The organism is Caulifigura coniformis (genome assembly GCF_007745175.1).
GTDB classification, from domain to species: domain Bacteria; phylum Planctomycetota; class Planctomycetia; order Planctomycetales; family Planctomycetaceae; genus Caulifigura; species Caulifigura coniformis.
The window spans coordinates 6116702-6141275 of record NZ_CP036271.1; the positions used below are offsets into that span (position 1 = coordinate 6116702).

Genomic DNA, 24574 nt, shown 5'->3' on the forward strand with positions numbered 1-24574 from the left:
TACAATCACCGTGCGAGGCTTCTTCCTCGTGCTGCTGCGAACGTTCCCCCTCATTTCAAGAATTGTCGGAAGTCATGTCAGTTCCCAAGGTTGTCATCGTCGGGCGTCCCAATGTGGGAAAGAGCTCGGTGATGAACTGGCAGGCGGGCCGACTGGTGTCCGTGGTCGAGCCGACGGCCGGCGTGACGCGGGATCGGGTCACGTACCTGATGCACGCGGGGGAGCGTTACTTCGACCTGGTCGACACGGGGGGCATGGGGGTCGAGGACATGGACGATCTGACCGCCGATGTCGAGCGGCAGATCGAGATCGGGCTGGCCGAGGCGTCACTGATCGTTTTCGTTGTGGACGGCACGGAAGGGGTGACTCCGCTCGACCGGCTGGTGGCCGAACGGCTGCGGAAGATCGACGTCCGGAAGCTGCTGGTCATCAACAAGTGTGACTCGTCGAAGACCGACGCGGAGATTCATCAGTTCGAGGGGCTGGCTCCCGACGCGGAGATGATCCAGACGAGCGTCAAGGCGAACCGCAACCGCAAGGAGCTGCTGCAGACGATCGTGGCGAACCTCCCCACGGCCGAGACGGACGAAGCGGCGTCGGGGGAGCTGCAGGCGGCCGAGCCTGAGATGCGGCTGGCGATCGTGGGCCGGCGGAACGTGGGCAAGAGCACGTTCATCAATGCGCTGGCCAAGACGGAGCGGATGATCGTCAGCGAAGTCGCGGGGACGACGCGGGACATGGTCGACGTGCGGTTCGAGCTGGATGAGAAGTCGTTCATCGCCATCGACACGCCGGGCGTCCGTAAGCGGAAGAGCCTCGCGAACGACATGGAATACTACGGGTTCGTCCGGGCACAGAAGAGCATCCGCCGGGCGGACATGGTGCTGATGTTTTTCGATGCCGTGGAGACGATTTCGCGCGTCGACATGAAGCTGGTGGACGACATCCAGTCGCAGGACAAGCCGTGCATTTTCGTGGTCAACAAATGGGACCTGGGCCTTGAGAAGGGGATGACCTCGGAGAAGTGGGCGGAATACCTGGCCAAGACCTTCAGCATGATGAAGTACGTGCCGGTGGCGTTTGTTACGGCCAAAGACAGCCGGAACATCAAGCAGCTGGTCAACCTGTCGCAGTCGATTTTCAAACAGTCGCGCACACGGGTGAGCACGCCGCGGCTGAACAAGGCGCTGCAGAAGGCGATTGAACGAAATCCACCGGCATCGAAGAACGGCAAGCGGCTGAAGATTTTCTACGCGACGCAGGTTTCGACGCAGCCGCCGACGATCGTCGTCAAAACGAACGATCCCACGCTGCTGAACGAAGGGTGGAAGCGGTACCTGCTGAGCTCGCTGAGGGAGCAGCTGCCGTTCAAGGAGATTCCGATCCGGCTGTACTTCCGCGGACGGTCTGAAAAGGACGACCCGGACGAGAAGCCCAAGAAGCAGAAGCGGGGCGGCAAGAAGATCGCGAAACGCAAGTCCCGCAAGGCGAACACGATTATCGACAAGACGGGATCGTCATCGGACTGATGACGAGTGCGCCGTTCCACCAGTTCCTGTGGTCCTGCCGAGTGCCGACGATGCCTGACTGCGTGACCGGACAGATTTCCCGCCGAACGTTTCTCGCCGGAGCGGCGGCCGCCCTGGCAACCCCGATGCTGCAGGGAGCGGATTCCGTGAAGCTCGACGGTTATGTGGATGCGCACTCGCATATCTGGACGGACGACGTGGTGAAGTACCCGCTCGTCGACAACCAGCCGGCGTCCAATCTGATTCCCCGGACGTTCACGGCGGACGAGCTGCTCGCGATTGCGCGGCCGGTGGGCGTTTCCCGGGTCGTCCTGATTCAGCACAAGCCGTATTTCGGAGTCGACAACAGCTACCTGGCGGATGTGATGGCGGCGTATCCTGGCGTGTTCTCGGGGGTGGCGTGCGTGGCCGCGGAGAAACCGAACCCGGATGCCGAGATGGTACGGCTCAAGAAGCAGGGCTTTCGCGGGTTCCGGATCCGCCCGGGTGAGGGGGCGGCAGAGAAGTGGATCGACAGTCCAGGGATCAACGCCATGTGGGCGACAGCCGCCAAGGAGAATCTCGCGATCTGTCCGTTGATCGGGGCGGAGGACATCGCGCAGGTGGTGGAGATGTGCGGGAAGTATCCGGACACGACGGTCGTCGTCGATCACCTGGCGCGGGTCGGGATGACCGGGGACTTTCCTGAGCCGGATGTGCAGCGACTCCTGGGGCTGGCGAAGCGGCCGAAAGTTCATGTCAAGGTTTCGGCGTTTTACTTTCTGGGCAAGAAGAAGCCGCCCTATCGCGACCTGGTTCCGTTGATCCGGCGGGTGTACGACGCGTTCGGAGCGTCGCGGCTGATGTGGGGCAGCGACTGCCCTTACCAGCTGGGAGGCGGGAACAACTACCCGGCCTCGGTGGAACTCATCGAGAAAGGCCTCGATTTTCTTTCCGCGCCCGACCGGGAGTCGCTGCTGAAGGGGACGGCCACGAAAGTGTTCTTCAGCTGAGCGAAATCCGGCGTCACAGGGCGGTCGCGTTGGGGGGGACAGTGCCTCGCCCTGCGGGTGAATGGACGTTTGCGGGGGCCTCGACAAGTTCAGAACGGAATGGATGGGATGTTTCAGTATCAGGGACGGACGGCGCTGGTGACGGGCGCTTCGGCGGGAATCGGGAAGGCCTTCGCGCGCGAACTGGCGGCGCGAGGCATGTCGCTCGTCCTGGTGGCCCGCGCGGAGCAGGCGCTAGAGGAGCTGGCGGCCGATCTGAAGCAGCGGCATGGCGTGGCCGTTCACGTGGTGCCGGCCGATCTGAGCCAGGCGGAGGCCATGTCGAAAATCGCGAGCGCCGTTTCGGATCGGGGCCTGGCGATCGATCTGCTGGTTAACAACGCCGGGTTCATGACGCATGGAGCGTTTGAAACGCTGGATGCAGACCGCGAGCAGGCGGAGATCATGGTGAACGTGGCGGCCGTGGTGGGGCTGACGCGGGCCTTTATGCCCGGGATGCTGGAGCGGCAGAACGGAGGCGTGATCAATGTGGCGTCGGTGGCGGGTTTTCAGCCGATTCCCTACCTGGCGGTGTATGCGGCGAGCAAGGCCTTCGTGATCTCGTTTTCGGTCGCCCTGTGGGAGGAGTGCAGGGGCCGGAACGTGTGCGTGATGGGCCTTTGCCCGGGGACGACGGCGACGGAGCTGTTCGAGCGCGCGTCGGCGAAAGAAGCGGCGCTTGGAACGCCGCGGTCGGCGGATCAGGTGGTCACGACGGCACTTCGGGGACTCGATCGGCGGCGGAGCCTGATCGTGGACGGGCTGAAGAACTCGCTGCTCAGTCATGGGCCGCGCCTGATTCCCCGCTGGTTTGCGGCCCGCTGTGCGGGTCAGACGGTCCGCCCGCGTCCGTGAGGGGGCGCTGTGCAGGCGAGGCTGTCGTTACCACAAGACGCCCCGTTGCTGGTACGTTATTGCGCCGTTGTGCTTCCTGAGCACCGCATTCGACAGGCCGACGAGTCGACGATGATCGCCCGGGACCGGGAGGCGTCCTTTTGGATGGTTCCACGGCGCGGCCGTCCATGAAGCAGATTGCCCGGCCCAGGACCGTCCGGTCCAGGCGCCCGCGTAGGCCGAGCAACTGCGTTCTTACGTGAGAGTTTTGAGCAGGATTGAGATGGATAGTGCATTGACCGCAGGCATTCGTGGGGTCGCCGTTGCTTCGCCCGTAGAAATCGAGACGCTCCGCGCGACGGCGGAGGCGCTTCTGAGCCGGCCGAACCTGGCCGCCCGCCGGCATCCGGCCGACCGGCGGATCGAAGGCTTTCTGAATACGCACTTCGCCGACCTTGTGGGGGACTCGCCGCTGCGTGTCCCGGATGCGTTCGCGCTGCCGAAATACGGGGTGGCCCGCGAGCTTTCGATCCCGGCGCGGCATCAGTCCTATCGCAATGAGTATGTGACCTCTTACCGGGTGCGGAACGGGGTGCTGCACAACCCGCGGAGCGACCGCCGAACCACCCAGGGGACGTTTCACGTCTGTGAAGGGGGACTGCCGATTCCGGGGGACAAGAAATCGGTCCCGCGGGCGACGTTCGTGGCGCTGTTCCGGCATGCGCTCAATGCTCCGCAGGACCTCCTGGAGGTTCCGCTGACGTCGGATTCCCCGCAGCCGGTGAACGCGTTTCTGTCGCTGCTTCTGCGGCCGATCGTGTGCCCGGAAGTGCCGGGCGTGACGTGCGAAAAGAGCATGGAGGTGCGGTTCTTCGCACCGGGAGGATTGGCGAGCAACCTCGATTTCGTGGAGTCGATTTTCGGGAATCCGGGCGATCCGTGGCTTGCGGAAAGTGACGCGGCCCTGGACGTCGAACACTGGACGGGGCACAGCGGCGGCGTGATCCTCGCGCCGCATCTGACGCAGCTTCGGAAGGACGAACTCGGCCTGCCGCAGTGGGACAAAGCGACCGACCGCCAGAGGCAGGACGGGATGTGCTGGCGCGAGCCGGGCGAGCTCTACAACGAAGGCCAGGCGTTCAAGGTGACGTGCCGGGACGCCACGGGCGTGATCGTGACGATCATCGCCGATAACTACTTCGGCTACTGCAAGAAGGAAGTCAAAACGCAGATCTCGTACGCAGCGAATCTGCTGGGCAACGTTGAAGAAGAGCATGCCGGCGGGGCGCTGGCATTTCCGAAGTACAATCTCGGATCGAGCTTCGACGCCATGGAGTTTCGCGGAGCCAGCCAGCGGACACTGGAGGACATCCTGCGGGTGGATGGCGAGTCGTTGACGATCCGCGCTGAAGGGTACGCGATCGACAAGGAGTGCCCGCAGCTCGTTTACGTCCCTCACGATGCAAGAGCGAGCGTTGCCCGCCTGCAGTTCTGGTGGACGCGCAATGATCGGGAGATCGCGATCCCGCTGCGTCCGGGGAACACGTATATCACGCCGTCGGGGTACAAGGTGCATCTCGGGAAGCATCCCAGCACCGGGGCGTGGCGTCTCTTCGGCACCGTGGCGGAGGGATTGTTCTGTCACAAGCCGTGCACGGTCTCCGGAGGAGGCAAGAGCGAGATCTCCAAGAGCCTGCAGGATTACATCCAGTACGGCCCGATCCTGGTGTCCAACTTCGAAAAGGACATGAACTTTGTCGAGCAGATCCTGACGCGCGAGTACTCGAACCGCTGGGCGCCGGAACACCTGGCTGATTATTCCAATCGGCCCAGCCGTTCGCCGCTGAGCCCGCAGCGTTCGCTGGGAAGCGTGATCAAACTGCTGACTCCGGCGGACGAATACTCCGAGTCGTACAACGCGTGGCTGAAGTCGATTCCGGATTACATTTTTCCGATCGTCTACCTGATCAAGGCGATCAATATGACCCAGGGGGACGGCGACTGGCGGTCACTGTTCAGCGTCGACTCGATCAACGGCCGGCCGGGGCATGAGCTCAAGGGGATGGGACGCCGGCTGGCGGGAAGCTACCTGCGGGTAGGGGTGCTGCCGAAGCATGGCTGGCGGACCTTCAAGCTGCGGCAGGATTTTTCCCCGGCCGTCAAAGTGCAGACGGAAGACGACATCACCGCCTCGCTCGTCGTGCCGGCCCACCAACTGCAGAACCTGGCGGCAGGCTCGTCGCCGGACAGTTCCAAGTTTTCGGTGAACTGTGAGTACCGGCTGTTCCAGCGGCCGGATGACGCAATCTATCCGGGGCTCGACCGCCAGACGGAACTCGACATGTCGCGTCCCGACAATTTCGTTTCCAACTACGAGCCGCTGGGGCCGGAGAAGGTGCAGGAACTCGTCGACCGTGTGACGGAGTTCGACAAGTTCACGCCTCCCATGCGCGACCTGCTCCTCAAGGCCGCGGGGAAGGAGACGGCTGTCTGCTCGGCGTACCCGAGGCTGGTGGAGGGCAAACCGAGCAAGAATCCGAGGTATCTGCAGATCCGTCCAGACCTGCAGCGGCCCGAAGTCCGCTACATCGCCGAACGCGGGATGCGGCTGGCCCGCGGCATCGGAGCGGCGGATCCGCTGCCGATCCCGGTCGGGGCGGTGCTGATCGGGCGTCGCAACAATCCTCCTGATCGCGAGGCGGGAATCCGCCCGCTGGCGGTATACAACCCGATCCACTACCAGGAGCTGCCCGAGTTTTTCATGGACGTCATCTGCTCGCTGACGGGCAAGAGTCCATCGACAACCGGGGCCGGTTCGGAAGGGGCACTGACGAAAGGGCCGTTCAACGCGCTGCGGACAATCATTGATCTCAACGCGGCGCTGGTGTCGTACATCCTGACGGGACTCGGCGGATTTTCGACAGCCGCGGGCTATGTCGGGCCGGACAAGCGGGTCGATCACGACATCAGCCTGCTCGTGCCGGAAATCTGGTGCCGGATGAACGCGAGCGAGCGCGACCCGGCTTTCCTGATCGCCGAAGGTCACCTGGAGGCGGTTCAGGATTTCGAACATGGCGGCCGAACGATCCTGGCGAGCCGGCTGGGCTATCGCATCACGCCGAAGTTCGTGCGCACGTTCTTCGGCCGGATCTTCGACCATCCGGACAGGGTGTTCGACGAGGCGTACCTGCGTCCCGAAACACAGGACATGGAGGCGTTTGTCGACGGCATGAGCAATATTACCGAGGCGCAGGAGCGGGTCGCCCAACAGGCGTTTTCGGACGGCTCGATCGACGAGGCGTGCCCGCCGCTGAAGGCGCTGCTGGCGATCATGGCGCATGGCTCGTATGAAGGGATGGACGCGCACCACCCGGCGGTGCGGGCTCTGTTCACGCGCGAGGCGCTCGAAGCGAGCGACTGGTACAAGGATCGCCTCGCCGCCAAGCAGCGGGTCGACGTGAACCTGTGGCGGCGGCATGTGGCGTCGCTGGAGAACTGGCTCGCGGAGAATGCCCGCGCGGACAACGCGCTCATCGCGAAGATCCGTTCGCGTCAGGAACTGGCGGCTCGGGAACTGGAGATCGTTCGATCGGCCGGCTACCTGGCGAGCCTGGAGGGAACACTGGGAGTTCAGCCGAGTCTCAGTCCGTAAGCGGGCGACCGGCCGTTGGCGTTGGCCAGTCGCCGCGCGGCGCTGCGATCACGGCTTCCCGGGATCAAACCAGGCGTTGCGGACCTGTCCTCTGAACTGGCCACGTGGCCCGTCGCCGAGCTTGAGTTCCAGTCCCCCGGTCTTGAGGCCGAGGGGCGGCGCGTCGGACTCGGCGACTTTGCGTCCGTCGACGAAGATCCGGAGTCGACCGGATTTCCGCTGCGCAACGACGTCATGCCAGCCGGGGCCAAGTTCCCGGTCGTCGGTGACAAGATGGCCGGCCGACATCGACCAGACGTTTCCGGAGGGGAGGGTGGTCGAGAAGAGCCGGCCCTGAAACGTGGCCATCGTCCAGACGCGGCGGAAGCGGACGTCAGGCGTCTGGTCAATCTGCTTCAGAAGCGTCCAGTCGGTTGCCCCGGCATACCGGTAGACCTGTCCGCCGGGGAGCGTGCCTGCGTAGAAGCTGCCATTGTGAATGAGCATGGCCATGACTTCCTGCTCGTTGCCGAGGCGGCCGCAATCGGTCCATCGGTTTCCGTCGTCCAGCCGATAGACCTTGCCGGCGGGCCAGGTGCTGACGTGGAGAGCATTCTGATACGTGACGAACGAATAGGTCTGGGTAATGTCGGCGGCCACGAGTCCCAGGTCGGTCCAGGAGGTCCCATCGAACCGATAGACCGCGCCAGAGTCGTAGCTTCCCGCATAGAGAGCACCGTCATGGACGACCATCGACTCGACGCGACGAGAGTCGGGTGTGAGGATGGGAGTCCAGTCCGTCCCGCCGTCATACCGGAAGAATCCGGCCGGCTTGTAGAGCGATGACGCGTAGAGCTTCCCGCCGTAGGTGACGAAGCCTGCAATGGCTTCCGTCGGCGCGAGGTCGCCGACCAGTTCCCAATCGTCGTCGTCGGTGAGACGAAAGACCTTGCCGCCAAATGCGGGATTCTGCGACTCAGCGAGGCTCGATCCGGCGAGGCGATACTTCCCGGTCCCGGCGTACAGTGATCCATTGAACGCCGCGAGAGCGGTGACGGAATTCGATCCATCGAGTGGTTTCAGCGCCTGCCAGCGCCCTGGCCCCAGGTAGCGATAGACCTTCCCGACCGAATCGTCCCCCACTTCGCAGGTTCCGACGTAGAGCTGTCCCCCGTGGACTGCGATGGAGAACCCGAGGATCGCAGATCCCGGACGGCCTTCGTTCTTCCACTCGGGTTCGGTTCCGGCATCGATGCCGAACTGCAACTGCCGCCAGTTGGGCTGGCTGGTCGTCACGCCCGTGTTGTTTCGCAGTCCCAGAGTGAAGCCGTGGCGCGTCCGGGCATCCCACAAGCTGACGAGATCCCCCAGATCGTGCGTGCCGGTCGACTCGGTTTCAAACGACAGTCCCACTGCGAAATCGGCCTGGCCCAGGTCGTCCCTGATGGTCACCGGGGCGATCGTCTGCCTGCCATCGAGACTGCGGGCTTCATTGCCGACCAGACGAATCGCTTGGGACGAGGGAACAGGAATGTCGTCGGCCGCGTTGGCCGGGAATGACCCGGCCGACAACGCGAGCGCGCCACAGAGCGGAACGACTTTTCGCAATCCTGACTGGATCACGGACCTCAGCAGATCTCCCACGGACTCGAGCATCACGTTCTCCGACAGTCGACACATCTGACGCGCGCGGGGTCAGTTGTAGTTGACCCGGACCGCAGGTGGGAATCTGCAGGAGCGAATTCGCGACCTGATTGCCGACGAAGTGAAGGAGGCCGTTGAGAGCGCAGCGAAGCCGTGTTGACGGACTGCCGGACCCGGAAGTGTTTCGGGAGGCTTGAGTTCCGGAGAGTAAGGGGCCCCTCGTCGTTCCAGCGAAACCGGCGGCGACCACCAGTGCAATGGATTCCCCGGACGGCTGATGGGGACCAGCATGAATCCGGGCCCCAGTGGATGACCGAAGCCGGCGATCCTGCGGATCGCCGGCTTCGATGATGGGACGACGACGTTCTCGCAACGTCGTCCAACGCCGCAGTCGCGACGTGCATGACCACGTGATGAACGACGGCCTCAGCTGGTCGCGACCCGCCGGCCGAGGCGTTCTTCACAAGGCGCGACGCCTCAGATCGCCTCGGAACCGCTTTCACCCGTGCGGATGCGGATCACCTGCTCAAGCGGCGTGATGAAGATTTTGCCGTCGCCGACTTTGCCTGTCCGGGCCGACGACGAAATGATCTCGATCGCGTTCGCCAGGTCCGCGTCGTTCACGACCACTTCCAGCTTCACTTTCGGCAGGAAATCGACCGTGTACTCCGCGCCGCGGTACTGCTCCTTGTGACCCCGCTGCCGCCCGAAACCACGGACTTCCGAGACCGTCAGGCCGACGATCCCCTTGGCCGTCAGGGCGTTCTTCACGTCTTCCAGCTTGTAGTGGCGAACCACCGCTTCGATCTTCTTCATGTCGAACACTCGGGGAAATTGGGTGAACGTATTCCGCCAGGCGGCCGGCGCGGCCGCATGCGGGCGGATTTCGTTGGAACAACTACAGCGACTCGGCCCCGGTTTCGCCGGTGCGGATGCGGATCGTCTGTGCCAGGTCGGAGACGAAGATCTTGCCGTCGCCGATCTGCCCGGTGCGGGCCGCCTTGATGATCGTGTCGAGGATCGACTGCAGTTCGCTGTCGTCGACGACCACTTCCAGCTTCACCTTGGGCAGGAAGTCGACCGTGTATTCGGCGCCGCGGTACTGCTCCTTGTGTCCCTTCTGGCGGCCGAAGCCGCGGACTTCACTGACGGTCATGCCGTTGATGCCGGCGGCCGTGAGCGCGTCCTTCACTTCCTCAAGCTTGAAATGCCGGATCACGGCTTCAATTTTCTTCATGGCAAAGCCTTTCTCGTGCTTCGGGCGAATCGAATTCGACGGTCAGCGGTCTGGATGTTCGGGATCCGTTTCCCGCTCGAGTTCGACCTCATCGATTTCGCCAAACTGGCGAAGCTTTTTGAGGAGTGTGTTGCGATTAATTCCCAGTCTGGCCGCGGCGCGGCTTTTGACGCGGTCGCATTTCTTGTAGATGTCGGTGATGAGCTGACGTTCGACGCGGCCGACAATCTGCTCGAGCATATTGTGGGCCAGCGGTCCGGCGTCGCGAAGTTCCTGTTCGATGGCCGCCTCGAGCTGCGACGGGGAGTCCTGCATCCCGAGGTCCCGGTTCGAGGATTTCGCCTCATCGCCGAGGACGGTCAGCAGGATTCGTCCGGCCTGCTCATCAGACACAACGACTTCGATTCGCGTCTCCCCTTTTTCCAGTGACGGGAACGCGGTGTCCGCGGTCAAAGTCACCGGGCCGGCGTCTCCACGACGGGCGGCCACCTCGGATTGTCCGTCGTCCTGGAACGGGATGACGATGGCAATAACTCGCTTCATGCCGTGATCGACCGAAAGATCCGCGGAGTGGAAAACGCTGGTCGGAATCGTCCGGCGCCTGGCAGCAATTTGGCGTCGGGACGATCGAGGGGCGCCACCGAGTCGATGACGCCTTCAATCGAGCAGTGGGATCGCGACCGCCAGACGCCGACGGGAGACGTGCGGCGTCCGGCAGTTGCGCCCTGGAGTTACTTCGGATCGAGGCCGTAAGCCATCTGGCCGTGTTCGACCATATCGAGGCCTTCGATTTCTTCTTCCGGCGGGACGCGGAGAAGTCCAATGGCCTTCAGGAACAAGAAGACGATCATCATGGTGACGAAGGCCCAGACTGTGCAGGCCAGCGTTCCCTTGATCTGGACCATCAGGTCCTTGCCTTCACCAAAGATGCCGGTGGCGATTCCGCCCCAGACACCGCAGACGCCGTGCACCGGGAAGGCGCCGACCGGGTCGTCGATCTTGAACTTGTCGAGAGCGACGACTGCGAGGAGGCAAAGGACGCCGGCGACGGCGCCGATGATCAGTGCTTCCTGGTTGGTGATCACATCGGCGTTGGCGGTCACGCCGACGAGTCCGGCGAGGATTCCGTTGAGTGCGAGTGTGAGATCAGGCTTCTTGAACATGACCCAGCTGAGAAGCATTCCAGAGAGGCCACCGGCGCAGGCGCCGAGGGTGGTGTTCACCGCGACCGTCATGACGAGTCCGGTGTTGGCCGCTCCCGAGAAGGCGAGGACGCTCCCCGGGTTGAACCCGTACCAGCCGATCATGAGGATGAACACACCGAGGCAGGCGTAGGCGAGGTTATGGCCGGGCCAGGGGACCGACTTGCCTTCGGCGTTGTAACGGCCGAGCCTGGGGCCGAGGACCATGGCGCCTGCAAGACCGGCAAATCCACCGACTGCGTGGACGAGGATCGATCCGGCGAAGTCGTGGAAGCCGGCTTCGGCGAGCCATCCGCCGCCCCATTTCCACATGCCGCTGATGGGGTAAACGAGCGCAGTGATGATGCAGGTGTAGATCAGGTAGCCGATGAACTTCATGCGTCCGGCGACAGCGCCGGAGACGATGGTGGCGGTGGTGGCGCAGAACGCGGCCTGGAACAGGAAGTCGGCCTGGGGATGCAGCTTGCGCAGGGCGCCGCTGGCGAAGCCGCCGTGAATATCTTCGGCAGTCACTTCCGCGGCGAAGTTGGGCTGTGCATAGCCGAAGTACTTCCCGGCGTAGTCGCCGCCGGGATACATGAGGGCATAGCCGATGAAGAAGTAGAGAAGCACGCCGACGCAGAAATCGATCGTGTTCTTGAAGAGGATGTTGACGGTGTTCTTGGCGGAGTTGAGTCCGGATTCCACGAGGGCGAAGCCGGCCTGCATGAAGATGACGAGGACCGCGCAGAGGAACAGCAGGAGGTTGTCGACCGAATAGGCCAGCGTTTCGTTATCGGGGATGTCGAAGGTCGGGGCCGGCGTCTCTGCGGCAGGCGCTGCCGCGGCGGCGGCATCCTGTGCCCAGGCGGTCGAAGTATGTCCGATGGCGACAGACCCGATCGCCGCCAAGCAAAGCCCCATGAGAACCCAACGCTTCATGATGAATGTCCCTCTCTGGTGAACGAAAGTCATCAACTGAGAATTCGAAGTCGCGCGACGCTCGCGGACAGAGTGTTTCCAACCGTGGAGGGAGAATGGGCCGACGATCCATCGACGAACCCGTCAGGCAACGACGACATCCGTGTGGCGAGAGATGCCGCCGGGAGGGGTGGCGTCGCGCGCAGGGAGGTCGCAGAAGCTGCAGAAAGAGCTGAAGAACCCCGGCCTTGAAGTCAGGCGAGGAAGAGCATGCTTGCCTTGCAAGCTGGCAGTCCGCTGAAGCACGCCTCGAAGACGCCCCTCAGTTGACCACCTCGATCCCTTTGCTGTCGATGCCGTCGCACGGATGAGCGGCCGCGCGGCGTAGATGTTCAGATGCGCGACATGCTAGCGGCGCGGGCGTCGATCGCCTAAGAATCTCTTTGATATGCGATCCATAACCAAAAGTGATCCGTTCCGCCTTCTGCGGCAGGTGAACCTCAATCACCTGCTGTATTTCTGGGCGGTGGGGCAAACCGGCAGCGTCACGGCCGCAGCGGCGCGGCTGGGCATTTCTCAGCCAGGCGTCACCAAGCAGTTGAGGCTGCTTGAACACCGTCTTGGGGCGCGCCTGTTCGAACGGGAAGCGCGGGGTGTCCGGCTGACGGAGCACGGCCTGGTCGCGATGCGGTACGCGGAGGAGGTGATCGGCGTCTGCACGGAACTTGTTCGCAATGTCCCATTGCAGGGTGCAAAGACGCAGCGGCCGATCACCGCGGGGACCGCAGACGGAGTGCCGAAGATCGTGATCCGGGCGCTGCTCCAGCCGTTGATGGCCGGGCCGGACTCACCGCGGGTGGTGTGCAAGGAGTGGCGAATTGACCACCTGCTGAGCGAGTTGTCGCTGCACCGCCTGGACTTGGTGATCAGCGATTCGCCGCTGCCCGAGTCGGGTCAACACTCGCTCAGCAGCTTCACGGCGATGTCTTCTCCGGTGGATCTCTACGCGGCGCCGCGGGTGGCGCGGAAGTTCAAGAAGGGCTTTCCGGGTTCGCTGGCCAACGCGCCGATGCTGATGCCGGCCGAAGGGACGTCGCCGAGGGCCGCGCTGGACCGCTGGTTTGCCCTGCACCGGACGCGTCCACGAATTGCTGCCGAGGCCGAGGATCGTTCGCTCCTGCATCATTTTGCGGAGTCGGAACTGGGAATCGTGCCGGTCGCGTCCATCACCGCCGCGGACGTCATGCGGCAATTCGGCCTGGTTCGAATCGGGAGTCTGCCGAACGTCCGTGAGGAGTACTACCTCATTACGGTCGCCCGGCAGAACGAGCATCCCGCCCTGTCGAAGCTGCGAAAGGATCTGGCCGAGTCCGCGCTTCGGCGACGTTCCCGGCGTTGAGGCCTCCGGCTTGGTCCCCGGCAATGGGCCCGGAGATCGTCAATAGACAGCCGGCTCGTGCTCTGGGGCTTTCGATTCGAGCGTCGCCGGATGGTGCGAGGAGGGGCGGGGCGCGAGTGCTTCCTGCCGAGTTTTCCAGAAGAACGCGGATGCCTTTCTCAGGACGACATAGAACGCTGGCGTCAGGAACAGGCCGAAGATCGTCACTCCGAGCATGCCGCTGAAGACCGTTGTTCCGAGGACCTGCCGCATCTCAAAGCCGGGGCCCACGGCCCGTGCGAGCGGGACGACGCCGAGAATGAAGGCGAAGGAGGTCATGATGATGGGCCGCAGTCTCATCCGGCAGGCTTCCACGGCCGCCTGGAAACTTGTGAGCCCTTCCTTCTCCTGCTGCTTGGCGAACTCGACGATCAACACCGCGTTCTTGGCTGCGAGGCCAATCAGCACGACGAAGCTGATCTGGGTGATGAGGTTGTTGTCCATGCCCCGCAACCAGACGCCTCCGAGCGCAAAGGGGAGGCAGATCGGGGCAATCAGGATGATCGCGAGGGGAAGCGACCAGCTTTCATATTCCGCGGAATGGACGAGGAACACGAACAGCACACACAGCGGGAAGATGTACAGGGCGGTGTTTCCGGCGAGCTGTTCCTGAAACGCGATGTCGGTCCATTCGATGGTCATGCCCTGGGGCAGCACCGTCGCGGCGAGGCGCTCGATCGTCCGGATCGCCTGGCCCGAGCTGTAGCCCGGCGCCGTATCCCCCTGAACTTCCGAGGAGGGGTACATGTTGTAGCGCACGACGCGGTCGGGGCCGGTTTCCCAGCGGACATCGACCACAGACCCCAGCGGGACCATTTCGCCGGTGGACGTCCGTGTTTTCAGTTCCGTGATGTCATCTGCCGCGTCGCGGAAGGAGGCCTCCGCTTGCGCCCGGACCTGGAACGTCCGGCCGTAGAGATTGAAGTCGTTGACGTATGAGGATCCGAGGTTGGCCTGCAGGGCGTCGAAGACGTTCGTCAGCGGCACGTTCAGCATCTGAGCTTTCACACGGTCGACGTCGGCGAACAGCTGCGGAGTCGAGGCTCCATAGATGGTGAAGACTCCCGCCAGGGCGGGCTCCTTCTGGGCCGCAGCGATCAGCTCCTGTGTGGCCTGCTGCAGGGCCTGGGCGCCGTGGCCCGCCCGATCCTGGATCACGAACTTGTATCCGCCGGAGTTCCCGAGGCCCTGAACGGGTGGAGCAGGGATGACGAAGATGTTGGCGTCGGGGATCTCCATGAGGGCCTGCTGGATCGCGTCCAGTTCGTTCAGGATGTTGGGCTGGTCGTTCGGGTTCTTCCGTTCATCGGGCAATGGAGGGCCAAAGAAGACGACCGCGGCGGCGGGATTGGCCGAGCGTGCGGCTCCGGAGAACCCAACGAACTCCACCGTGTGGCCGACGACAGGGTTTTTCCGGATGATCTCGCTGACCCGGCGGACGACGGCATCAGTCCGCTCGAGCGAGGCCCCATCAGGGAGCTGGATGACGGTAATCAGGTAGCCTTTGTCCTGCCGCGGAATGAACCCGCTGGGCACCGTCTGAAAGCCGACGCCGGTCAGGCCGATGAGGAACGCGTAGAGCAGCAAGGGCAACGCCAGCCGGCGCAGAAGCCAGCCTACGCTGCGCGCGTATCCGTTGCTGACGCGGTCGAAGAAGCGGTTGAAGCCGCGGAAGAACCAGCCGAACAGGAAATCCCAGGCACGCCCGAACCAGTCTTTGGGAGCCCCTTTGGGCTGCAACAGGATGGCGCATAGCGCGGGACTCAAGGTGAGGGAGACCATGGCCGACAACAGTGTGGACACGGCGATCGTCAGCGCGAACTGTCGGTAGAACTGCCCGCTGATTCCGGAAATGAAGGCCGTGGGAACGAAGACCGCGGACAAGCCGACCGCGATGGCGATGACGGCGGCCGTCACTTCATCCATCGCCTTGTGGGCGGCCTGACGTGGCGAGAGCCCGGCATGGATGTGACGCTCGACGTTTTCGACCACGACGATCGCATCGTCGACGACAATTCCGATGGCGAGGACGAGTCCGAACAGCGACAGCATGTTCAGCGAGAAGCCAAAGGCCGCCATGGCGGCGAACGTCCCGACAAGCGAAACGGGGATTGCGATCAATGGAATGAGCGTGGCCCGCCAGTTCTGCAGGAACACGAGCACCACGATGACTACGAGGATCGCCGCCTCGTAGAGCGTGTGAATGACGGAGTCGATCGATTCACGGACGAACACCGTCGGGTTGTAGGCGATCCGGTAGGTGAGTCCCTCGGGGAAGCTTTTTGAGAGGCGTTCGATCGTCTTCTGGAGTTCTGCGGCGGTGGCGAGCGCGTTGGAACCGGGCAACTGGAAGATGGCCATGCCGACGCCGACTTCGCCGTCGACATAGCTGTTGATCGAATAGTCGCGTGCCCCCAGCTCGATGCGGGCCACATCGCTGACACGCACGGTTCGTCCGTCGTCGCCCGTCTTGACGACCATTTCGGCGAATTGCCCGGGCTCGATCAGCCGTCCCAGGGTCTTGACGGTCAACTGAAAATCGCCGACGCCAGTCTGGGGGGGCTGACCGATGACGCCGCTGGCGACCTGCAGGTTCTGCGACTGCATGGCCTGCACGACGTCGGCCGGCGTCAACGACAGATGGGAGAGTTTTTCCGGATCGAGCCAGACCCGCATGCTGTATTCGCGGAGCCCTGGCGACGTGATGCTTCCGACGCCTTCCACGCGCGACAGCGCATCACGGACCTGGATCAGTGCGTAGTTGCTGAGATACAGCTGGTCGTAGCGTTTATCCGGCGAGACCAGGTGGATGACCATCAGGATGTCGGGGGACGACTTCAGCGTCGTGACGCCGAGACGCCGGACCTCTTCCGGCAACCGCGATTCGGCCGTCGCAACGCGGTTCTGAACGAGGACCTGGGCGTCGTCGAGATTCGTTCCCAGCTTGAAGGTGACGGTCAGTTCCATCTGGCCGTCGGTCGTGCTCTGCGACGACATGTAGAGCATGTTTTCGACGCCGTTGACTTCCTGCTCGATCGGCGTGGCGACGGTGTCCGCGATCACTTCGGGCGACGCGCCGGGATAGCTGGCGCGGACCACCACGGTGGGGGGGACGATGTCGGGATATTGTGCGGCCGGCAGAGCCAGGTAGGAGATGGCGCCGAAGATAGTCAGAACGATCGAGATGACCGTCGCGAAGATCGGCCGGTCGATAAAGAAATGGGCAACCTTCATGGCGTCACCTCGTTCTCCGTCGCGACGTCGGCCGGGAGTTGTCCGGTCACCAGGGCGCCCGTGGGAACCGTCGCGACCGGTCCGTTGTCGCCGTCGCCTGTCTCGGGTGCCGGCTTGCTGCGATACGATTGAAGCCACTGGTCGCGGGGAACGGGCCGGGCGTCCATGGGCAGGCCGTCATCGAGGGCGACCGTATCCTCGACGGTGGCTTTCACGACGGCGCCGGGCTGCACCCTCTGGAGGCCACGGAGCACGATCTGCTCTTCGCCGGTGAGGCCTTCGCGGACAATCCGCAGACCTTGAGCCCGTTTGCCAATCGCGATCTTCCGGCGCTGGACGGTGTCGTTGTCATCGAGGACGTAGACATATTTTTCCGACTGGTCGGTGGCGATGGCCGAATCGGGAATGAGGATCGCGTCGTAGCGTGCGCTGCCGGGAATGCGCACCTTCCCGAAGAGGCCAGGAGTGAGCTGGAAGTCCGGGTTCGTCAGGATGACACGGCCACGCATCGTGGCCGTCCGCCGATTCATGCGGTTGTCGAGGAAATCGAGCTGTCCGGAATGCGGGAAGCCTTTGTGCTCGTCGGCCAGACGGACATAGGCGGGCAGGCGGCTCTCGCGAATGCTGGCGATGGCTCCCGAATCGGAGAGCCTCATATACCGCAGGTACGACTGCTCGTCGGCGTCGAAGTCGACGTGAATCGGGTCGAGGGAGACGATCGTCGTCAGTAACGTCGCCTGCTCGGAGCCTCCGCTGATCAGATTTCCATCGGTGACGGCTCGTGCGCCGACGCGTCCTGAAACCGGGGCCCGCACCTCGGTGTATTCCAGATTCAGCCGGGAGGCAGCGAGTCGGGCCTGGGCCGCACGGTTGTCGGCCTCTGCGGTGACGACGGCGGACTTCGCCAGCGCCACGCGGGCGGCTTTCACATCGAGGTCAGCGACCGCCTGTTTGAAGCCGGACTCCCGGACATCCATCTGTTCCTGGGTCACCGCGTTGCTGACAACCAGACGTCGGCCTCGTTCCAGGTTCTTTGTCGCCAGTTCCTGCTGCGATTCTGCGGAGCGGACTTCGGCTTCTGCCTGAACGAGCTGTGCGCGGGCCTCGTGGGCACGGGCTTCCGCGCCTTCCAGATCGGCCTCGGCGAGTTCCACTGCGATTCGAAACGGGCGCTGATCGAGAATCGCCAGGAGATCGCCCTCCTGGACAATCTGCCCTTCGACGAAGTGCGTCGACTCAAGATGCCCGCTGACGCGCGCCCGAACTTCGACTTCTTCGATGGCGTCGATCCGGCCGACGTATTCATCCCATTCAACGATCGATGTCCGAACCGGCCTGGTGGCTGTGACCGCAATGGGTTGGGGAGGCGGGACTTCCGGGGGCTTCGAACAACCGGCGATCAGGCCGAGCAGTCCCGAGGCCACAATCCGTTGGACAGAAATCCTGGGAATCGCACTCATAGTTCACCGCATCCTGAAGTGTTTTCCGGCGAGCATCTGCAGGGGTGTCTACCTGTCAAATGGCCAGAGCCTTACAGGAATTCCGTGAGAAGAGGCGACAAATAAAGTATGAGTGAACTTTAAGCGGCGTGGGGACACGAGTTGCGTTGGCGGGCCGAAGTGTCGACACGTCGCCAGACGGCGAGGGAGCCTCAGGGGCCGTCGGCTGTCATGAGGAGGTCATGGCGCGACTCGCAGACCGAGGAGATTGCTTCTATTTGTGATTCACGGCGGCCAGCCCGGCGCCGAGGATCTCCCGAGACAGTTCGTCGTCGTCGACGACCCGGGCCAAGATGAGGGCGCCAATCAGAGTGGACCAGGCCCCGAGAGCCCGTTCGCGCCGGGCCGCACGGGAGCGCCCGGGAATCGCTGACGTCAGCGCGTCGATCAGGGTCTTGAAACCTGATGTGAACCGGGAACGGACCGACGTGTCGCGACGAACCAGGTCGCTTCCCAGGGCCGCCAGGAAGCAGCCCTCACCCATCGAGTCGCGATGTCTGACCGTCAGGTAGTCTTTTGCGATTGCCTCCATGGGGCGATCGGGGTGCGCGTCGGCGAGGGCTTTCCATCGCCCGAGGGCGCGTCCCAGTGCCCGTTCGCAGGTTTCCGCGATGAGATCTTCCTTGGAGTCAAAGTTGCCATAGAACCCGCCATGGGTCAGTCCGGCCTCCCGCATGAGATCGGCGATGCCAATGCCGTCAAAGCCTTTCTCGCGAAAGCACCGGGAGGCTGTTTCGACCACGTGCTGCCGGTTGCGAGCGGCCTGTTCGCGACTGACTTTCATGGCAGGCTCACTCCTGAAGGGTTCTCTCAAGTCGGCTTGGCGGATGACGACTCGCGAAGAATGCGGGCACGCACAAGGGCCCAAATCGGACAACGTCCTTGTCGTATCACGGTAATCATTACTATCGTACTGAAAACGGGACCTGATTCAATCACTGACTGACGGCAACCGGTGGTCCGTGATGGCGTCGGGCGGGCCGCAGGTTCGTTTATCAGGTCAATCGTCCTAGGATTCGGCGGTGCGTTGCGTTCCAAGTTTTCGGTCTCTCGCCTGAAGTCATGTCCCATGCGTCGTCGCGTCGTGGTTACTGGAATGGGTTGCGTGTCGCCGGTCGGTCAATCGCCGGCAGAGGCCTGGAAACAGGCTCGGGAGGGGTGCTCGGGCGTGGGGCCGATCACGCGGTTCGAGACGGCCGGATTGCCGACACGGATCGCCGCGGAGGTCGCCGGGTTTGATCTGGGCGACTGGATTGATCCGCGGCTGTTGCCTTCGTTCGCGAAGTGCGGCCCGAACATCCAGTACGGAGTTGCCGCCGCGGTGCAGGCGGTCCGTGATGCCGGGCTGGAGGTTGAGAAGCAGGTCGATCCGACTCGATTCGGAGTGTACCTGGGATCGGGAGAGGGGGCCCAGGACTTTCACCTGATGATGACCGTCATTACCGAGTCGATGGACGCGAACGATGTGTGCGACCTCCGGCGATTCATCGAACTGGGACTTCAGCGGCTCGACCCGGAGATCGAACTGCACCAGGAGCCAAACATGCTGGCCGCGCGGCTGGCCGGCCTGTTTCATGCCCGGGGGCCGAACGTCAATTCCCTGACGGCCTGCGCCGCTTCGACCCAGGCGATTGGCGAAGCCACTGAACTGATCCGTGATGGCTCGGCGGACATGATGCTCGCAGGCGGCTCCCACAGCATGATCCATCCGTTCGGGGTCACCGGCTTCTGCCTGCTGACAGCGCTTTCCAAACGGAACGACGACCCGACGCAGGCGTCGCGGCCCTTCGACCGGGATCGGGACGGGTTCGTTCTCGGCGAGGGGGCGGCCATGCTCGTATTGGAGGAGTTCGAAGCGGCCCGGAAACGCGGAGCGAAGATCTACGGCGAGGTGCGGGGCTACGGGGCGACGTCGGATGCTTATCGGATCACTGATATCCCGCCAGATGGCAATGGGATGGCCCGGGCGATGCAGCTGTCGCTGCAGGATGCGCGACTGAATCCGGGTGATCTCGATTACATCAATGCGCACGGAACCAGCACGAAGACGAACGACAAGGTGGAGACTGTCGCTCTGAAGACTGCCCTGGGGGAGGCCGTGCGGGCGATTCCCGTTTCGAGTACGAAGGGTTCAACCGGTCATCTCGTGGCGGCGTGCGGGGCGCTCGAGGCGATGTTCTGTTTGAAGGCAATTTCGGACGGCCTGGTCCCGCCAACGGCCAACTATGAATCGCCCGACCCGGACTGCGATCTGGACTATGTTCCGCGGGAGCCACGCGAGCGGAAACTCCGCACCGTCATGACGAACAACTCGGGCTTCGGGGGGCAGAACGCGTCGCTCATCTTCTCGGCCCTGGGGGATTCGGCCGGGCGATGAGCGGGTGGTGCTGGTGGAAGGGCGAGGTCTCGGTCCACCATTCTTGTTCTCCCTGAGGACCGGTGAGCAGCAGGCCTTCGTGGCGTCATTTTGAGTTCCGCGTCGTTGCTGTGGAGGGTCAAGGAACGGTTCTCGATTGCTGAAGGCTTCCAGCGGGTGGCGAAGCCGGGTCAGCGCGCATCGATGATGCGGAGCTTTCCGTTCTCGCCGTAGATCAGGAGTCGCCGGCCGTCAGGCAGGAATCGGCCGCCGTCGCCGGTGAAAGAACGGAGTTCCTGAACGCTGCGGAGGCTCCACAGGCGGAGCAGTCCAGAGGCACCGATCAGAAGACGCGATCCATCAGGCGAGAACTCGACCGACGACATGCGACCGCTGTGAGTCAGGGCTTCGAATTGCTTCTCGCCGGTGTCGAGATCCCAGACCGTCGACCAGCCTGTCTGCCGCATGGCGATGAACCATCGGCCGTCCAAACTGAGCGCCGAGTCGGTGATGGTGTCGATCCATGCGGGTCGCTCCTCGATGGCCTGAAGGATTTCGCCAGTGTGGAGGCTGACGACGCACAACCGGGGACCATCCGCTGTCTGACGTTGCTCGACGAATCTCGCCCCCCGGAGATCGTGTGCGAGGACTTTTCGATCCTTCAGTCCGGTGGTTGAAAAGTCGACCTGTCGAGTGGCGTTTTGAACCGATTCGCTGACGACGGTGGGCTGGCCGTTACCGAAGAGGATGGGCCAGCGCGCGTCGGTCGGGACAGAGACCATCGCAAGATTGGATGAGAGAGCCAATAACCGATCCTCGCTGGATGAATATCCGAGCTGCGCGAGGAACTGCGTGGGCCATCCTTCTTTCTTTGCGGGGAACAGGCCGATGGTACTGACGGGCCGCCAGGTCGCCGTGTCGTAAATCGTGCAGCGGCCATCCTTACGACCGACAGCCAGTCGATCCCCCGCGCGATTGACCGCGAGCGAGACGTTCACCCGTGGCATGGAGATCGCGTGCATGATTCTCTCAGCTCGCCCGGCTGTCGGCGGAGCGTCTGTATCGTCGTCGTTCAACGTGGCGATCAATCGGCCGTCTTCGGTGTCGAAAATTCGGACCGGGCGCGTCGCAGGAGCGGCCACGCGCCGCGCAAGCCTTTCGAAGAGGAACGGATCTTCGTGCCGAGGGAGAACCGCAATCCAACTGCCGTCGGGTGCGCATGCGATGGAAGCGATCGGCGAACCGAAACTGGCGAAGTGGCGCTCGACCGCCCTGGACGCCAGGCTCCACTGGCAGAGACGTCCGGAGCTATCCATCGACCACAGGACGTTATGAAGAGGATCGACTGTGATGTCTGTGATGGACTGATGGTGACGTCGCAACGTTCGGTCGACGACTCCAGATCGTGCGTCTAAGAGAGTTACCTCACCCAGGTCCGTGCCGACGACGACTCGGTCGGTGCGGTCGAAGCTGACGCGAGTCAATCGGATGCCGGGTGCAGCGGGTCGAGTCCAGAGGAGCTTTCCAGCGACTTCCATCAGCTGCAGGGCGCCACTCTCAGTGATGACTGCGACAGCGTGGGAAGCAGAATCAAATTCCAGGTCGACCGGGTCGGCGTCGAGCGTAACGACGCGATAGCTTCCGCCGGTCGCCAGGTTCCAGATGACGATGGTCCTGTTCGGAAATCCGGCGGCCACGAGCTTGCCATTCGGGCTGATGCGGGCGAACAGGCTTCTTCGGGGGGCGAGCGTCTGCAGTGTCCAGACGGGCTCCAGCTTTTTGTCGAACGTCGGCCCTCCGCGGTTCTCCCTGGTGGAGATGACATCGGTGGGCGGCTTCGCGGTGAGGTCGATGACGCTGACAACGTCGCCCGCTGTGACCACCAGGCCGTCACGACTCATCGAAAGTCGATCGTTCGCTGCGGCCGCTCCAGAGACCGGCTGTTTGATACCGGGGAGCGTGGAATTGGACGGCTTCCAGGTGGTGAGATCCGTCGAGGTACGGCAGGCGAGAGTCTGGCCGTCCGGAAGGTAGGCAAGGTGACCGAGGGCCGCCTTTTCCGGAGCAATTCTCAGCGTGCCAGGTGGGAGTGCCGGAGACGCAGCGACCCGTTGCGGATCGGCTGCCGGCCCCCGAGAGCGTCCCGCGGAGTCAGGAGCGCCCGTGTCGTGAAGAAGGGCGTCCAGAGTGGGGGACGCGCTGTGAACGCAGGTTTCGATCGTGGGATCCGGGCTGCGACCGGGAGTGCCGGCAGGCGCGACGAGTTCGTCTGGGGTCTGGTTGAGGGGCGTGACCGCGAACTGCCTGGCCCCGGTGGAAGTCAGGATGACGATCCGGCGACCATCGGAACTGAGTGCAAAGCGGCCATACCAGTTCGGAGAGGCGTATTCGGTCATCTGGGTCTTCAGGAGTGCCGCCTGGTAGTGCCATTCAAAGCCTCGCAGATCTTCCGCTCCTTCGGCCGGGATCTGCCGCCGGAGCATTTCCGTCACACGGCGGATCTGATTGCTGTGCCAGGCGGATTCAGCGAGGGCCATTTCGGCACCGTAGGCGGTGGTTCTGAGCCGGTGCGCGATCGCACGTTCCGAATCGGCCCGCTGTTCAGCAAGATGTTTTGCGGTGACCGCCTCGGCTCTTGCCGCCGTTTCGCGGTGCACGGATCTCTTCAGGTCGCCCTGGGCCTGTCGCTGCTTCTCGAGGCTTTCTTCGGCATCGCGTTTCCGATGATTGGCAATCCTTGTCAGGGCCGTTTGTCTCCAGGCCGCGGCGGAGCCACCGATTGCGATGAACGCGAGGGCCGCGATCAGCGCCGTGAGCAGACGGGACATCGCGCGCTCACGTCGATGCCAGCGGCGCCAGCGCTGCAACCAGGTTTCCGGACGGGCCAGGGTTTCCCGGCCCTCAAGCCAACGACCGAGGTCTTCCGCGAGTTCGGCGCAGCTGCCGTAACGCTCGGTGATGTCGGGGCGCGTCGACTTGCGAACGATTGCGTCAAGGTCCTGATCGATGAGTGGCGCCACGCTGCGCACCGAAGGGACCTCCGTCGAGACGATCCGACTGATCACGAGATGGCTGCTGCCCTCAAAGGGAGGGCGGCCGGCGAGCAGTTCGAACAGTGTGACGCCGAGGCTGAACTGATCGCTGGCGGGGCCGACGGCCGCGATGTCGCCGCGCGCCTGTTCAGGCGACATATAGGCGGGAGAACCGAGGATGGCGCCGTCGACTGTTGCCCTCGTGGCGACTTCGCGCGTCATGGCGAGGCCAAAATCCGCGAGCTGCGGCTCATTCCGATCGTCGACCAGAATGTTCGCCGGTTTGACGTCTCTGTGCACAATGCCCATGGAGTGGGCGTAGGCCAGCGAGTTCGCCAGAGCCATCGTCCACTGGACGCACTGACGCGGCGCGGGACGCTGCGACCTGGCCAGATCGGCAAGCGACAAGCCGTCGATGAATTGTGAGGTGATGAAATAGCGGCCATCAACTTCGCCCGATTCAAATGTAGGGACGATATTGGGGTGGCGGAGTCGTCCTGCAAACCGCGCCTCGTTTACGAATCGCGACAGTCGAGCCGGCGAGCGGCCGGCAGACAGGAGTTCTTTGAGCGCGACGTATCTCTCCAGCTGACTGTCAAATGCCCTGTAGACACGGCCGAACGCTCCCTGGCCCAGGACGTTTTCCAGTCGATATCGGCCGAGTGACCCCGGGGCGGCCGGGTGGCCCGCGGACGTCGGTTCAGGGCTGGGCCTGTGCGGCGACATTGAGGTTGCATCACGGTTCACCGTTGACGCGGAGAACTCGGGCTGGCCTGACAGGGCCGCCGCAGTACGAACGTCGGCCAGCTCAAATTCGTGTCGGCACGCCGGACACCGAACCCTCGATCCAACCTGATCGACGCGAGCCTTCAGTGCGTTCCGGCAGTGAGGGCAGTCTGAACGGAGGGCGGTGAGCATGAGGTGGGGGTGTCTAGAGGCGGGAGGTCGACCGCGCAGGCAGACCGTCGGCCTGTGAGTGACGTTCCGAGACCCTCATCACCAGGACG

General features: G+C 63.4%; 15 protein-coding genes. 6 read left to right on the plus strand and 9 right to left on the minus strand.

The window, feature by feature from the left end:
- The first annotated feature begins 74 nt into the window (after nucleotides 1–74).
- The 4 genes from der to Pan44_RS24625 all read left to right on the plus strand — a co-directional run bounded on the left by der (nucleotide 75) and on the right by Pan44_RS24625 (nucleotide 7046).
- Nucleotides 75–1529, plus strand: a complete 1455-nt coding sequence (der, locus tag Pan44_RS24610) for a ribosome biogenesis GTPase Der (RefSeq protein ID WP_145034396.1) — start codon at nucleotides 75–77, stop codon at nucleotides 1527–1529.
- A 50-nt stretch (nucleotides 1530–1579) separates the two neighbouring features.
- Nucleotides 1580–2521 carry an amidohydrolase family protein gene (locus Pan44_RS24615; protein WP_231754158.1) on the plus strand — a complete coding sequence of 314 codons (942 nt, stop codon included), beginning with the start codon at nucleotides 1580–1582 and terminating at the stop codon, nucleotides 2519–2521.
- A 108-nt stretch (nucleotides 2522–2629) separates the two neighbouring features.
- Entirely contained in the window at nucleotides 2630–3415 is a 786-nt protein-coding gene (locus Pan44_RS24620) for an SDR family NAD(P)-dependent oxidoreductase (protein WP_231754159.1), read from the plus strand.
- A gap of 262 nt (nucleotides 3416–3677) precedes the next feature.
- Complete coding sequence (locus Pan44_RS24625; RefSeq protein ID WP_145034398.1) at nucleotides 3678–7046, plus strand: hypothetical protein; 3369 nt, start codon at nucleotides 3678–3680, stop codon at nucleotides 7044–7046.
- Nucleotides 7047–7094: 48 nt separating this feature from the next.
- Here Pan44_RS24625 and Pan44_RS24630 read toward each other — a convergent pair whose 3' ends face one another.
- The 5 genes from Pan44_RS24630 to Pan44_RS24650 all read right to left on the minus strand — a co-directional run bounded on the left by Pan44_RS24630 (nucleotide 7095) and on the right by Pan44_RS24650 (nucleotide 12029).
- Nucleotides 7095–8681 carry a hypothetical protein gene (locus Pan44_RS24630; protein WP_145034399.1) on the minus strand — a complete coding sequence of 529 codons (1587 nt, stop codon included), beginning with the start codon at nucleotides 8679–8681 and terminating at the stop codon, nucleotides 7095–7097.
- 465 nt (nucleotides 8682–9146) lie between these two features.
- On the minus strand, nucleotides 9147–9485 hold the full coding sequence (locus Pan44_RS24635; protein WP_145034400.1) for a P-II family nitrogen regulator: 339 nt from the start codon (nucleotides 9483–9485) through the stop codon (nucleotides 9147–9149).
- Nucleotides 9486–9567: 82 nt separating this feature from the next.
- The gene (locus tag Pan44_RS24640) at nucleotides 9568–9906 is read right to left on the minus strand and encodes a P-II family nitrogen regulator (protein WP_145027699.1); all 339 of its coding nucleotides are present in this window, start codon (nucleotides 9904–9906) and stop codon (nucleotides 9568–9570) included.
- Nucleotides 9907–9948: 42 nt separating this feature from the next.
- Entirely contained in the window at nucleotides 9949–10449 is a 501-nt protein-coding gene (locus Pan44_RS24645; protein WP_145034401.1) for a helix-turn-helix domain-containing protein, read from the minus strand.
- Between the two features lie 188 nt (nucleotides 10450–10637).
- Nucleotides 10638–12029 carry an ammonium transporter gene (locus Pan44_RS24650; protein ID WP_231754160.1) on the minus strand — a complete coding sequence of 464 codons (1392 nt, stop codon included), beginning with the start codon at nucleotides 12027–12029 and terminating at the stop codon, nucleotides 10638–10640.
- 427 nt (nucleotides 12030–12456) lie between these two features.
- On the opposite strand from Pan44_RS24650, the gene Pan44_RS24655 reads away from it, so the two are divergent.
- On the plus strand, nucleotides 12457–13407 hold the full coding sequence (locus Pan44_RS24655; RefSeq protein ID WP_145034402.1) for a LysR family transcriptional regulator: 951 nt from the start codon (nucleotides 12457–12459) through the stop codon (nucleotides 13405–13407).
- A gap of 39 nt (nucleotides 13408–13446) precedes the next feature.
- Here the strand turns inward: Pan44_RS24655 and Pan44_RS24660 are convergent, their stop codons facing one another.
- The 3 genes from Pan44_RS24660 to Pan44_RS24670 all read right to left on the minus strand — a co-directional run bounded on the left by Pan44_RS24660 (nucleotide 13447) and on the right by Pan44_RS24670 (nucleotide 18963).
- Nucleotides 13447–16680, minus strand: a complete 3234-nt coding sequence (locus tag Pan44_RS24660) for an efflux RND transporter permease subunit (RefSeq protein ID WP_145034403.1) — start codon at nucleotides 16678–16680, stop codon at nucleotides 13447–13449.
- Nucleotides 16677–18140: an efflux RND transporter periplasmic adaptor subunit gene (locus Pan44_RS24665; RefSeq protein WP_145034404.1), complete on the minus strand. Its 1464-nt coding sequence runs from the start codon at nucleotides 18138–18140 to the stop codon at nucleotides 16677–16679. Before Pan44_RS24665 ends, Pan44_RS24660 begins: the two co-directional genes overlap by 4 nt.
- A gap of 253 nt (nucleotides 18141–18393) precedes the next feature.
- The gene (locus Pan44_RS24670) at nucleotides 18394–18963 is read right to left on the minus strand and encodes a TetR/AcrR family transcriptional regulator (RefSeq protein WP_145034405.1); all 570 of its coding nucleotides are present in this window, start codon (nucleotides 18961–18963) and stop codon (nucleotides 18394–18396) included.
- Between the two features lie 285 nt (nucleotides 18964–19248).
- Here Pan44_RS24670 and Pan44_RS24675 point away from each other — a divergent pair, with 285 nt between their 5' ends.
- A complete protein-coding gene (locus Pan44_RS24675; RefSeq protein ID WP_145034406.1) occupies nucleotides 19249–20556 on the plus strand; it encodes a beta-ketoacyl-[acyl-carrier-protein] synthase family protein in 1308 nt (435 codons plus the stop codon).
- A 170-nt stretch (nucleotides 20557–20726) separates the two neighbouring features.
- Here Pan44_RS24675 and Pan44_RS24680 read toward each other — a convergent pair whose 3' ends face one another.
- Nucleotides 20727–24293: a WD40 repeat domain-containing serine/threonine protein kinase gene (locus Pan44_RS24680; protein ID WP_197453627.1), complete on the minus strand. Its 3567-nt coding sequence runs from the start codon at nucleotides 24291–24293 to the stop codon at nucleotides 20727–20729.
- Between the last annotated feature and the right edge of the window lie 281 nt (nucleotides 24294–24574).

Bases quoted from the DNA above. Each gene is read 5' to 3' on its own strand.
- Pan44_RS24620 (WP_231754159.1), top strand. From the start codon at position 2,630: ATGTTTCAGTATCAGGGACGGACGGCGCTGGTGACGGGCGCTTCGGCG.
- Pan44_RS24640 (WP_145027699.1), bottom strand. From the start codon at position 9,906: ATGAAGAAAATTGAAGCCGTGATCCGGCATTTCAAGCTTGAGGAAGTG.
- der (WP_145034396.1), top strand. From the start codon at position 75: ATGTCAGTTCCCAAGGTTGTCATCGTCGGGCGTCCCAATGTGGGAAAG.
- Pan44_RS24670 (WP_145034405.1), bottom strand. From the start codon at position 18,963: ATGAAAGTCAGTCGCGAACAGGCCGCTCGCAACCGGCAGCACGTGGTC.
- Pan44_RS24665 (WP_145034404.1), bottom strand. From the start codon at position 18,140: ATGAGTGCGATTCCCAGGATTTCTGTCCAACGGATTGTGGCCTCGGGA.
- Pan44_RS24635 (WP_145034400.1), bottom strand. From the start codon at position 9,485: ATGAAGAAGATCGAAGCGGTGGTTCGCCACTACAAGCTGGAAGACGTG.
- Pan44_RS24615 (WP_231754158.1), top strand. From the start codon at position 1,580: ATGCCTGACTGCGTGACCGGACAGATTTCCCGCCGAACGTTTCTCGCC.
- Pan44_RS24660 (WP_145034403.1), bottom strand. From the start codon at position 16,680: ATGAAGGTTGCCCATTTCTTTATCGACCGGCCGATCTTCGCGACGGTC.
- Pan44_RS24645 (WP_145034401.1), bottom strand. From the start codon at position 10,449: ATGAAGCGAGTTATTGCCATCGTCATCCCGTTCCAGGACGACGGACAA.
- Pan44_RS24630 (WP_145034399.1), bottom strand. From the start codon at position 8,681: ATGCTCGAGTCCGTGGGAGATCTGCTGAGGTCCGTGATCCAGTCAGGA.
- Pan44_RS24625 (WP_145034398.1), top strand. From the start codon at position 3,678: ATGGATAGTGCATTGACCGCAGGCATTCGTGGGGTCGCCGTTGCTTCG.
- Pan44_RS24675 (WP_145034406.1), top strand. From the start codon at position 19,249: ATGCGTCGTCGCGTCGTGGTTACTGGAATGGGTTGCGTGTCGCCGGTC.
- Pan44_RS24655 (WP_145034402.1), top strand. From the start codon at position 12,457: ATGCGATCCATAACCAAAAGTGATCCGTTCCGCCTTCTGCGGCAGGTG.
- Pan44_RS24650 (WP_231754160.1), bottom strand. From the start codon at position 12,029: ATGAAGCGTTGGGTTCTCATGGGGCTTTGCTTGGCGGCGATCGGGTCT.
- Pan44_RS24680 (WP_197453627.1), bottom strand. From the start codon at position 24,293: ATGTCGCCGCACAGGCCCAGCCCTGAACCGACGTCCGCGGGCCACCCG.